At 67.6% G+C, this 11,498-nt stretch carries 11 protein-coding genes; 2 read left to right on the top strand and 9 right to left on the bottom strand.

Translation table 11 applies throughout. The annotated features are described in order from the left end of the window. Nucleotides 1-17 precede the first annotated feature (17 nt). The 5 genes from bla to ACWEN3_RS30640 all read right to left on the bottom strand — a co-directional run bounded on the left by bla (nt 18) and on the right by ACWEN3_RS30640 (nt 4,314). Nucleotides 18-944 carry a class A beta-lactamase gene (bla, locus tag ACWEN3_RS30660; protein WP_452977179.1) on the bottom strand — a complete coding sequence of 309 codons (927 nt, stop codon included), beginning with the start codon at nt 942-944 and terminating at the stop codon, nt 18-20. Nucleotides 945-1,359: 415 nt separating this feature from the next. Next, nucleotides 1,360-1,920, bottom strand: a complete 561-nt coding sequence (locus tag ACWEN3_RS30655; RefSeq protein WP_452977176.1) for a CGNR zinc finger domain-containing protein — start codon at nt 1,918-1,920, stop codon at nt 1,360-1,362. 68 nt (nt 1,921-1,988) lie between these two features. Continuing rightward, a complete protein-coding gene (locus ACWEN3_RS30650) occupies nt 1,989-2,183 on the bottom strand; it encodes a hypothetical protein (protein ID WP_452977174.1) in 195 nt (64 codons plus the stop codon). 142 nt (nt 2,184-2,325) lie between these two features. Then, complete coding sequence (locus ACWEN3_RS30645) at nt 2,326-3,381, bottom strand: alpha/beta fold hydrolase (protein ID WP_452977171.1); 1,056 nt, start codon at nt 3,379-3,381, stop codon at nt 2,326-2,328. Nucleotides 3,382-3,801: 420 nt separating this feature from the next. After that, on the bottom strand, nt 3,802-4,314 hold the full coding sequence (locus tag ACWEN3_RS30640) for a GNAT family N-acetyltransferase (RefSeq protein WP_452977168.1): 513 nt from the start codon (nt 4,312-4,314) through the stop codon (nt 3,802-3,804). Nucleotides 4,315-4,870: 556 nt separating this feature from the next. On the opposite strand from ACWEN3_RS30640, the gene ACWEN3_RS30635 reads away from it, so the two are divergent. Then, nucleotides 4,871-5,563 (top strand): YoaK family protein, encoded by a 693-nt coding sequence (locus ACWEN3_RS30635; protein WP_452977166.1) that lies wholly within the window; start codon nt 4,871-4,873, stop codon nt 5,561-5,563. A gap of 380 nt (nt 5,564-5,943) precedes the next feature. Here the strand turns inward: ACWEN3_RS30635 and ACWEN3_RS30630 are convergent, their stop codons facing one another. Then, nucleotides 5,944-6,639, bottom strand: a complete 696-nt coding sequence (locus ACWEN3_RS30630) for a hypothetical protein (protein WP_452977163.1) — start codon at nt 6,637-6,639, stop codon at nt 5,944-5,946. A 279-nt stretch (nt 6,640-6,918) separates the two neighbouring features. After that, the gene (locus tag ACWEN3_RS30625) at nt 6,919-9,321 is read right to left on the bottom strand and encodes a hypothetical protein (protein ID WP_452977161.1); all 2,403 of its coding nucleotides are present in this window, start codon (nt 9,319-9,321) and stop codon (nt 6,919-6,921) included. Nucleotides 9,322-9,891: 570 nt separating this feature from the next. On the opposite strand from ACWEN3_RS30625, the gene ACWEN3_RS30620 reads away from it, so the two are divergent. After that, on the top strand, nt 9,892-10,245 hold the full coding sequence (locus tag ACWEN3_RS30620; RefSeq protein ID WP_452977159.1) for a hypothetical protein: 354 nt from the start codon (nt 9,892-9,894) through the stop codon (nt 10,243-10,245). A 37-nt stretch (nt 10,246-10,282) separates the two neighbouring features. On the opposite strand, the gene ACWEN3_RS30615 is transcribed toward ACWEN3_RS30620, so the two are convergent. Together ACWEN3_RS30615 and ACWEN3_RS30610 are read right to left on the bottom strand one after the other, a co-directional pair. Continuing rightward, complete coding sequence (locus tag ACWEN3_RS30615; protein ID WP_452977156.1) at nt 10,283-11,182, bottom strand: Vgb family protein; 900 nt, start codon at nt 11,180-11,182, stop codon at nt 10,283-10,285. Between the two features lie 181 nt (nt 11,183-11,363). Beyond that, nucleotides 11,364-11,498, bottom strand: a 135-nt coding sequence (locus ACWEN3_RS30610; RefSeq protein WP_452977180.1) for a DUF6003 family protein, incomplete at its 5' end; no start/stop codon positions are given.

Here is an 11,498-nt window from a genome sequence, read left to right as displayed (position 1 = left end):
ACTGCCTGCTCCGTGGGTCAGGTCAGCGTTCGTGCCAGCAGTGTGGCGGTCTCGGCGATCAGAGAGTTGTCGGACTGGGCGTCGGGCTCGTGTTTGGTCGTGAGGACCGTCATGACGACGGGTGCGTGTCCTGGGGGCCAGGTGATGCCCACATCGTGGCTGGTCCCGTACTTCCCGCTCCCCGTTTTGTCCGCGACGGTCCAGTCGGAGGGCAGCCCGGCTCGCAGTTTCTCACCGCCCGTGGTGTTGGCCAGCAGCCAATCGGTGAGCCGCTTGCGATCTTCAGGTGCGAGTGCGGTGCCGAGCACCAGGCGCGCATAGGTCTGCCCGATGGCGCTCGGGCTGGTGGTATCCGTGACACGCCACGGTTCGGCGGAGTTCAGGTCGGGCTCCCACCGATCGAGCCGCGTCGTCCTGTCCCCGATCGAGTGGCAGAACCGTGTGACCGCGCTTGGTCCTCCCAATTCTCGGAGGAGAAGATTCTCCGCGGCATTGTCGCTGTAGCAGATCGAGGCGGCGCAGAGTTCCGAAACGGTCATGCCCTGGGCAAGGTTCTCCGGCTTGCCGGTGATCGGTGCGTAACCCGAGTCCGTGACGTCCTTCTCGGTGTATCGGATGCGCCTGGCGAGGAACTCCCCGTTACGGTCGAGGTCGCGCAGCACAGCCGCGGCAGTCAGCGTCTTGAAGACCGAGCAGATGGGGAAACGCTCGTCCGCGCGGTACCGCACGATCCGGCCGGTGCCGGTGTTGCCGGCGTAGACCCCGAGTCGGGCGGAATACCGGTGTTCAAGATCCTTCAGTCGACGCACGATCTCGCTGCTGCCGTCAGGCGTCGAAGCGTACGCACTCCCGCCGGCAGGCAACGTAGTAGCCAGTGCCGCGCCGGCTCCCAAGGTGAGCACTTTGCGCCGAGACGCGGGCTTTCGCGCGGTGTCCAAGGTCATCCTCTCCTCTGGTTCAGGATCTCAACGGTCATGAACGCCCATCCGGTGCATTTGGTTCCTCTTGGACGCGAGAGGGACTCTCGCAAACGGTTCTTGGATCCTGACCGGCCGTCACGCGGCGATCCTGGACGCGGCGTTCGCGGCGTTCGCCCACTCGCCAGATCGACTGGAGTCTGTCCGGTCGAGCACTGATGGACTCAGTCGGTGAAGAGAGCCGATGCGCTGCCACGTAAGTTCCGCGAACGTGGATGACGCCACCCAGTTGTCATAGGAGCATCCGACGACTGCGACGACGCGTTCTGCGACGCCCTGGATGTCCAGATAGGCAATGATGCGGGGTCCCGAGCCACCGGGGAGCGCGTGCTGGGATGTCTGCGAGGAACTGGGCTGTCGTCGAGGCCAGTGGCTCGGCGGGTCAGCGGGCCGTCGGGGGTGCGGTCTTCTTGCGAGCGCGGTACGCGGCTGCTTTGATCTTGTTGCCGCAGGACTCCATCCCGCACCACTGCCGGCGCATACCCCGCGAGCGGTCGATGTAGGTGCGGGTGCACTCCGGGTTGCCGCACTCCTTGAGCAGGGGTACGTCCGGCCCGCTCAGGAGTTCGATGGCGTGGCGAGTCACCGTGGAGAGAGCCTCTTGCGGCGTTGCCTGGGTCCATCGCCCCGACGGAGTGAGCTGCGGTACCGCAGGCGGCTTGCGTGCAGCATTGTTCACCACGGTCAGCGCCGCCCCGTTGTACTCCTCCCCGAGCCGACGGGCGGTCACCAGCTGGTAGATGGCCTCCCGCACGGTCGTCGCCTGCTCGACGTCGGCCTCCTGGCCGGGTGAGACCGCATCGACGATGCCGGACTCCACGTACCATGCGTTCAGCCTGTCCGGCGTCGCGAACATCTCGAAGCGCGCCGAACGGCGAGCCCGGAGCGTTGCGGCGAAGTCGAGTGCCGGGTTTCCGCAGACAAAGACGTGGTCGAGGTTCACATCACCATTCTGACAGGTGACGGCGATGCCGAACAGGCCTCGTCACCTTTCGGGCCGCGGCATTTGGCTCACAGGCCCAGGTCGGCCGCAAGGCAGGAAAACGACGTCCATGATCCCTCGGGGTCGTAGGCGTAGCGGGTCGGATCGTCCGGTGTGGACGGCTGTGCCTCGGTCATGTCCTCGAAGCGGACGCGCTCGGGCAGTTTGCCGAACCGCGCTCGGCGTGCGGCTGCGGCGCGGTCCGCGGTGTCTCGGTCTTCCATGGTCGAACTCCGTTCGGTCTCGGCGGATCGGCTCTTCGGGCAACTCTTCGGTCTGCGGAGGGGGAGTGGATGTCGAAAGTGGCTCGGATTGACACCTGTCAGGGGGGTGACTTGCGGGTGGGTGGGCCGGCCGGGTGCATCGTCAGAGGCGGTCCGCGTCGATGACGGCCTGGGCGAAGGCGGTGGGTGCCTCCTGGGGCAGGTTGTGGCCGATGCCGGTCAGGGTTCGGTGCTCGTACCTGCCTGTGAACCTGTCCCGGTACGAGGCTCCGTTGCCGGGAACGGTGAAGGGGTCCCGCTCCGGGTCCAGGGTGATGGTGGGCACTCCGATGACAGGACGCGCGGCGAGCCGCTTCTCGAGTTCGTCGTAGCGGGACTCGCCGTCGGCGAGGCTCAGCCGCCAGCGGTAGTTGTGGATCACGATGGCCGCGTAGTCGGGGTTGTCGAAGGCGGCCGCGGTGCGCTCGAACGTGGCGTCGTCGAAGTCCCACGTCGGGGAGACGGTGTCCCAGACGAGCCTGGTCAGATCGTGGCGCAGTGCCCTGTCCTCCATGGCGAGCCGGCCTCGCTCGGTGGAGAAGTAGTACTGGTACCACCAGGCGTATTCGGCCTTGGGAGCCAGGGGTACGAGGTTGGCCCGGAGGTTGGTGATGAGGCACCCGCTCACCGTCACGAGCGCCTTGCAGCGGTCGGGCCAGAGTGCGGCGATGATGTCGGCGGTGCGCGAGCCCCAGTCGAAGCCGGCCAGGACGGCCTTCTCGATCTTCAGGGCGTCCATCAGCGCGATGATGTCGAGGGCGATGGCCGACTGCTGGGCGTTCCGGAACGTCCGGTCGGAGAGGAAGCGCGTCGTGCCGTGGCCGCGGAGATACGGGACGATCACTCGGTAGCCCCGCTCGGCCAGTAGCGGGGCGACGTCGACGTAGCTGTGGATGTCGAACGGCCAGCCGTGCAGGCAGATGACCACGGGGCCGTGGGCGGGTCCCAGTTCGGCGTAGCCGACGTTCAGCAGCCCGGCCTTGATCTGTTTCAGCTGCGGAAACGATGTGTGCGTGCCAGGTGTGGTTGCCCTGGAGGACGCCGGAGCCCCGGAACCGCCGCGGCCGGCGGCGGACGCGACCTGCGGACTGGCCAGTGAAACGGCCGCCCCGCCCGTGCCCAGCCCCAGGACCTTGCTGAAGCTACGCCTGTTGATCATGAGTTCCTCCGCGCATTTGCGTGTATCGGCTCGTGTGATGACGGGACGGGGCTTGGGAGTGTCATAGTCACTTGTCAAAAGGGTGATGTCGTCACTGTTCGTCTCCTCTAGTCGATGGCTGTTCTACTGCTGATTGGGATGGTTAGGTCTTGGGGCGAGCTCATGGCGTCCTCGGTGCGTCACCATTCTGACCGGTGACGGGGGGTGTTGCCAAGTATCCAATCAAGTCAGATCCGGGTCACGGCGATGCGTCCGGTTGTGGGGATTGCGGGTCTTCGCGCGGGGCGTTCCGCCGGGCCCGATGGCACGGTCGTACCTGCGCCGGTTCCGCGCCCATCAGGTTCGGGTCACCGAGGGCCTGGTGGAGACCGGCGGGCGGACGACCCCGTGACCGGGTGAGCGGATGCGGCGCAGGTCGAGTCAGATTCCGAACGGAGCGGCGTAGTGGACGGTTCCGCTCGGGAGCCGGTGGTCGGCGTCGAGGCCGAGTGCCATCAGGGCGTCGTCCGGGACGTCGATGGTCAGGCCGATGCCGTGGCCGGAAGCTCGGGTGAACCCGAAGCGGGGGTAGTAGGACGGGTGCCCGAGGACGACCACATGGTGTTCGCCCGATGCCCTTGCTGCGGCCAGGGCCGCGCGGACGGCCGCGGTGCCCGCACCGGTTCGCTGGTGCTCGGGGCGGACGGCGACCGGGGCCAGGCACAGGGCCGGCGTGCTGTCGATGTGGGAGCGGGTCAGCAGCGCGTGGCCCACCGGGCGGCCGGCCTCGTCCGCCGACACGAGGGAGAGACCCTCGATCCAGGCCGTCGGGTCAGCGCGCAGGGCGTCGACGAGGTCGGCCTCAGCAGGGGTGGTGAAGGCCGTGCGGACGATGTCGCGGATGGCGGGGATGTCGGCGCTGGTCTCGGCGCGCGTGATCCAGTTGTTGCCCATGGCTGTGGGAGATCCGTTTCAGGAGATGTTCGCTTGGCTGCCCCCGCGAGTTCACGCTCTCGGCGAGGGCGGGCAGAGTCAGGCCACGGCCCGGGACGTGAGGGAGACCCGGACGCTACGCACGGTGGCCTTGAGCGCGGTCATCAACCTCACCTCCCTGATCCTCAGCTCCTGATCAAGCACGAACACAGCAACCATACAGTGATGCGGGCGCCCATCCGTCTGTGTTTTCGACCTCCGCTCTTACGACGACGGCCCCGATGTCTGGCACTGGATCAGGCTGCCCGCGTGAAACGGCGGCGGCCGTGTTGCAGTCGGCCTCGCTGGTGTTTCCCTCCGGCATTCGTTCCGTGCCGTTCCTCCAGGGCGGGTATTTCGCGCCCGGGAAAATAGCTTCGCTGACGCGTCTGCGATATGACGGAGCAGTGTTCTTGAGGGATTGGCTGCATTTCCGGCCGGCCCGACATAGTGACGACCATTCGAGTCTCGGCATCCCAGACAGGAGGCGGCCGGCGTGCCGGCATCGAGTCAGTCCCCGCTTCCCACATCGCGTTCCGTGCGGCTCGGCGTCCTGCTCGCCCTGGTCGGCGGGGCGCTGGACGCCTACACCTTTGTCAGCCGTGGCGGGGTCTTCGCCAACGCGCAGACCGGGAACGTCGTTCTGCTGGGTATTGAGGCCGCCCGCGGGAACTGGGCGCAGACGCTGCGCCATGTACCGGCGGTTCTCGCGTTCGTTCTGGGCGTGGTTCTCGCGAGGTGGCTCAGTCGTCCCAGGATGGCGAGGGTTGTGCGGCGGCCCATTCGTGCCGTCCTCATCCTGGAGATCGTGGTGCTCGCAGGCGTCGGACTGATGCCCGCCGGCTCCGCGGATGTGGCGGCGACCATTTTGGTGGCCTTCACGGCCTCGATGCAGGTCACGACCTTTCGGCAATTGGTGGACACCCCGTACAGCACCACAATGACGACCGGGAATCTGCGAACCGCAACCGAGAGTGCCTATCTGGCGCTTGCCGACCGGGATCGGGAGCAGTCGCGGAGGGCCGGTCGGTTCGGGGTGATCGTTGCCGCCTTTCTGGTCGGTGCGGTGGCGGGCGGAGTCCTGTCGGACGCCGTGGGCATCCGTGCCGTTTGGGGCCCTGCCTTGGTACTGGTGCTGAGCCTCGCGTTGTTCATCCACGATGAGCGCATCGCCGCGCGGTCCCGGAACTCTCCTGAGGGAGACGGCCCTTACCGGGGCGGTGGGCTTTGACCGCGGTCTTTATCGGCGTTTTGCGTCGCACATGGTGATCGCAGGGCTCGGAGATGTCGATGAGAACCAGCAACACAGTCGGCGCGCGGAGTTGTACCGAGGACTCCCTGAGACGGCCGTCGCTGTAGTGATATGCCGTCTCAGGTACTGCAGCTGTAGATAGCTGATGCCGGACTTTCTGATCATGGTGTGGTGTCGGCGTATGCGTGCCATCGGCGGTGGCAGAGGCGGGCGCGGTCCGGCTCGCGGAGCAGTTGGGCGACGACGTCCTGGAGAAGGATCCGTGAGCGCGGCGACCCGAAAGTTTCCCCGGCCGTCGACGCACTTGCCGAGGAACAAGCTTACGGGGCGTTCGACGTGTCACTCGCTGCCGACTCGGATCAGCCCGGAAGCTTGAGGTCGTGGCAGTTGTGTTCGCCGGGTAGGAGCGGCCGGAAGTGCAGACGGAACGTCGAGCCTTCGCTCGTCCACAGGGAGTCCGGGCGGGCGGAGGTCAGCAGATGGCGGGCGCGGTCGAGGTCGGCGCCACGGAGCACCGTGCAGGAGCCACCGTTGACGTGCTCTCCGTCGGCCAGTGGACTGAGTGGCCACGGCTGGGCGCCGGATGCTTTCCCGGTTCCCCAGACCGCCGCGGTCACGGCGAGTCGGGAGTACGCGTACGGGGCGGAACTGCCCGTGCGGTCGGCGGCCGGGAGCTGGTCCGGAGTGAAGGCGGCGAGGCGGGCGACGTCGCCCCGGCGCCCCTTCTCGCCGGCGTCGGGCAGGACGACCTTGGTTACCACGTTCCGTCCCGCGACGCCGAGGACGACGACAAGACCTGGTGCGTCGGGCGCGGCCCTGTCGTAGGTGTGCGGCTGGTCGAGGCCCGCTTTGAGAGCACTCCGGTAGAGCCGCTCGACGACCCGCTCGGTGAGAAGCTGGACCTCAACTCCCGTCAGTGCTCCGGTGGTCGGGCCCGGCGTGTAGATCCTGCGGTCCCCGTACAGTGCGAAGTCCGGCAGCGGTGTGCCGGGGGCGGCCGGTGAGCTGGGGTAGTGCTGGGCCCGCAGGACCAGAGTCTCGGCTCCGCGTGGCACGGGGGTGTCGGCGGTTCGCGGGGCACCCGTGCCGCAGCCGGTGAGCAGTAGGGCCAACGGCACAGCCGGGATCAGGAGACCGGGCGCGGTACGCAAGCGTGGGGACACTGGTTCGGACGTGCCGTGCCGCGATCCGGTTCCCACGTCTCGTCGCCTCTCTTCTGTTCTGTTCTCTTCCGTGCGTGCGGGTGGGGCTGCGGTGCGTACGGACCGGTTGCCTCCCGCTCCGTACGCACCGATCACACTGACTGGATCAACGAGTCAGCCGCAGCCCCAGACCTATGACGTGGCCAGGGCGAGGGTGTAGGTCCCGCTACCCGCCTTGTTGACCAGGACCACCCCGTAGCAGCCGGCGGCCGATGCGGTGTAGGTGAACGACTCGGCCTTGCCCGGGCCCTGTCCGCCCGCCTTGGCCGCCGCGAAGGCGCGCGGCTGCACCCAGGTGCTCGACTGGGCCGGGTCCGACGCCATCAGGAACAGTTCGGCGTCCTGGCTCGGGTCCGACGGGGTCGCCGTGATCGTCGCCTTCGTGTTTGCCGGAACGCACAGGTCACGGACCGTCACGATGTTGTCGGGGGCGGTCATGGCGATGGCCTCGCTGTTCTGCATCAGGCGGGCACCCTGAGAAAGCTGGATCTTGTACTCGCCGTTGCTGCCCGTCGTGTCCACGCGGGGATAGATCTCGCCGAGCGGCCGGTGGTTGGAATCGACGGCCACGAAGTCGACGACGTCCTGGCCGTCCGCGCTCTTGGCCAGAAGTTGCTTCTGGTCGCGGTCGCCGTACATCTCCAGGGAGAGCGACCCGCCCGCAGGCGGCCGCACCGCGGTCACCGACCAGAAGACGACGTTCGTCGCGTAGTGGTAATTCTGCTGCGCCGGGTTCGGCGCGGGCCTGGTCAGCGTCTGGTTGTCGGTCAGGGGGTCACGGAAGCCGTAGTCGATCGTGTTCTGGTAGAGGCTCCCCTGCACCGGGTCGGAGACGTTGTAGCCCTTCTGGCCGCGCAGGTTCCAGAAGTCGTGGAAGGTGGCGGAGAAGCCGGCCAGGAGCGTGTCCCAGATGTGGCCGGGCGCGCCCTCGCCGTAGTCGTCCCAGTACTTCTCGTGGCCGGTGTCGGCGATGTCGTTCAGTGCGCCCGCGACCCGGCCCTCCACGGTGTCACCGTCCTTCCAATTGGCGGTGCCCCAAGTCTGGTTCTCCAGGTCGATGTTGAGGCCGTTGTGGGTGTCGACGTACTTCGGGTCGTGGTAGACGGCCGACTGGTACCAGTCGGCGAAGCCCTCGGTCCAGGCACAGCCGGTGGAGGAGGTGCCCGTGATGTAGTGCGGGCTGCAGTTGGGGTAGTCCGGGAAGTGGTCGCCGTAGACGTCGTCCATCACGGCGTGCCCGGTTTCGTGGACGACCACGGAGCGCGAGTCGGGGTCGGGGCCTGTCAGGTAGACGTGCTTGTCGCCGTGGGTGTCGTAGAAGGTGCCCTTGGTCGAGGTGGGGCTCCAGTTGTAGGGGATCTGCCGGCAGTCGTGGTCGTGGGTGCTCCAACAGGCGCCCGGCGTCCAGGACTTGGCGTCATTCGCCTCGTCGAAGATGTGCAGCGACGGCATCAGGTTGGCGTCGGCCGGCTGCAGGAACCCGACGTCGGTGGTCGTTCCGTCGCCGACGTTCGTGAAGGTCTGGCTCACGAACTGGTACACGTCGTCGTCCGTGTTACGCACGGACCACTGTCCGTTCTCGGCCACGAACCGGATGTAGTCGTCCTCGCCGCCCGCGTCGGAGGAGCAGACCTGGTAGTGGCCGGTGCTGTCGGTGATCGTGGTACTGAGGGTCTCGTCGCCGTACCAGTGCTTGGCGCGCAACTGTACCTGCAGGTTAATGGACGGGTGCGAGGTTCCCGCCGGGAAGTCGTAGTTGTAGCTGCCCTTGAAGCAGGTCAGCGTGTCCGCGTGGACGGTTCCGCTCTTGCTTTTGTCCGCGGCGTGCCGGGATGCGTCGGAGATCTGGTCCTTCTTCGCCAACTCCACCTTTTTGTACGGCAGTTCGGGGGTGGCGCGTCGTGGGGTGACCCCAGCGGGCACCGTCGTGGAGCCCGAGATGCCCTTGGCGGGTGCCCGGTAGCCGAGCAGGGACTGCGACGAGGTGCGGCCGACGGTGACGAACGTGCGGGCGGCGCCGGAGTCCGTGCCGTCCCGCTTGGTGCCGCTTACCCGCACGTCCACCGGAGCGGCTCCGGCCGCCTTGGCACGCACCGTGCCCTCGAAGTGCCGGGTCGCGCCGCGGGCGAGAGTGACGGAGCCCTGCGCGCTGTCCAGCGGGCCGACCGGTAGCGGGGCCGCCGAGTCCAGGTGTCGCACCGAGAGCCCTTCGGGGGCGGTGACCCAGCTCAGCGTGCCGGGCAGGTCCGCCTCGATGCGGGCGTCGGACAGGGCGGCCTGCGCGGTGACGTCGATGGAGATCTTCGCTGTCCTGCCGACCGCGGGAGCGTGGTCCAGCTTCGTGACCACTCGCACGCAACGGGCCCATTCGCCTTGCGCGAAGGTGCACTTGGGCGCCGTCGGCTTGGCCTTGCCGACCTCCTGGCCGGCGGGGATGCTCGCCGCGGCGGTGCCGCCGAACACGAGCGAGAGCCCGGCCCCCAGGGCCACGGCCCCGCGCAGTCCGGTTAAGCCGTGTAAACGTCTGCGTTTCATGTGTCTCCTCGGAAGGCACGGCCGTGAGACGCACGCAGCCGTGCGGACGGGTGAGCCCAGGAGGAACAGACGAAGGCGGCCATGGTGTGCCGGCGCCCTTCGCCTCCCCCGAGGCACACAACATTGCTCCTGACTGACGATCCCCGAACGTAGCCATCTGCACCACTCCCGACAACCCGTCCTTCCGGCAAAATCGAGAAAGATGTCAATTTCCCAACTTGCTTCATAGAAACGGGAGTTGAGTGAATTTTCGGTGGACGTGACGGCGATCGCCATGAGCTGCCCGGGGCGGCATGGCGCGCCCAGCAGACTGGCGGAGTCGGGGGGAAACGCCTGGCGGACATCACCGCCGAGGTTGTCCGCCACAACCCGGACGACCAGGGCAACGGCTTCGTCTCGCGGCCCAAGCGGTGGTGGTCGAGCAGATCAACGGCACGTTGGCGCTGCACCGCGTCTGGCCGTGAATACGACCATCGGCCCGGCGACGCCGCCTCGCGCGTCTACTGCTGCTTCGCCACTGGGCCGGTGTCACTGGCGCGGCTGGTGTCACTGGTGTGCCGCAGGCGGCGGGTGGAGGACGACTTTCAGGACGCGAAAGAGATCTGCCACCTCGACAAAGGCCAGGTCACCTGCTGGAACTCCTGGCACCGCTGGAGCGTGACCGCCCTGCTCGCCTACGCCTTCCTGGCCGTCACCGCCGCCCTCGAACGCGTGGCCCAGACCGGCCGGAACGACCCCGCCGAGGCCGACCTCGTCCCCCTCAGCAGCCACGAACTCCTCCGCCTGCTACGGGCCTTGATCCTTCCAACGCCCCGACGAGGCCGCGAGCACCTGCTGTGGTGGTCCACCTGGCGCCGCCGCCACCAACACCGCGCCCGCCTCTGCCACCGCCGATGGCACGCATACGCCGACACCAGACCATGATCAGAAAGTCCGGCCTCAGCTGTCTACAACTGCCGTATCAGTGTGTGGTGAGGCGTGCGATCGTCCCGATCTCGAGAGCGGTCCACATTGCGTCGTCCGGGCCTTGGGTGATGCCGTGGGGTTCGGAGGAGGGGGTGGGGAGATCGTGTTCGTCGATGTGGCCGTCGGGGGTGATTCGTCCGATGCGGTTGGCTCCCCACTCGGTGAACCAGCAGTCGCCGTCGGCGCCGGCGGCGATGGCGTGCGGGCGTGACGCGGGGTCGGGCAGGGCGAACTCGTCGATCTTCCCGTCCGGCGTGATCCGTCCGATCTGACCGGCTCCGATCTCGACGAACCACAGTGCGCCATCGGCGCCGGCTGTGATGCCGACCGGGGCGCCGGCAGGTGTTGGCAGCGAATGGACGGTGACGACGCCGTCGCTTCCGACAGCACCGATCGCGTTCGCCTGATTCATCGTGAACCACAGCCGGTCGTCCGGGCCGGCGGCTATGGCCGACGGGAAGGCGCCCGCGATCGGAAGGGGGAACTCGGTGACATGACCGTCGGTCGTGATGCGGCCGATGCGGTCGGCGCCGGCTTCGGTGAACCACATCGCGTCATCAGGGCCCGCCACGATCCCGAATGGTCCGGCATCCGAAGTCGGCAGCGGGAACGAGGTGATGTCTCCGCCCGTGGTGATGCGACCGATGCGGTGGCTGCGGAACTCGGTGAACCACAGTGCGTCGTCGGGCCCAGCTGCGATGATGGACGGTCCACCAGAAGCTGGTTCGAGTTGGTATGAGGTGCTGTCGCCGTCGGGTGTGATGCGGCCGATCCGTCCGTGATGGACCATGGTGAACCACACTGCTCCGTCTGGTCCGGCAGTGATTCCATAGGGTCCCGCCTCGCGGTCGGAAACGGAGAACTCCGTGATGGAAACGGTCGGACGACGCGTCATGGGCGGGTTCCTCGGCTGGCGGACGGAAGAAGTGCGACTGCGGATGCTAGCCGGGCGGAGGCTCTTCATGCTCGTGGATATTCCGGCCGCGGCTCCACGACAGTGTGTAGCGGACCCGGAAGCCGGCCGTGGCAGCCTCGGTGCCGCGTCTGCGTTCCGTCGCTGTCGGCGTCGTGGCGGTTCAGTCGCCGACGGCGCGGGCGATGTCCCGTGGGTTGAGACCGGTGAGTTGGGCGATGCGTGGTGCGGGGATGCCGGCGGTGAGGGCGCGGTGGATCAGCGACTGCCAGTCCTGGGTGGTGTCCCGGTCGCTGAG

This window comes from Streptomyces sp. NPDC004561 (assembly GCF_053602155.1).
Note: the sequence above shows the minus strand (reverse complement) of the source record. Positions and strands in the feature narration are given on the sequence as shown.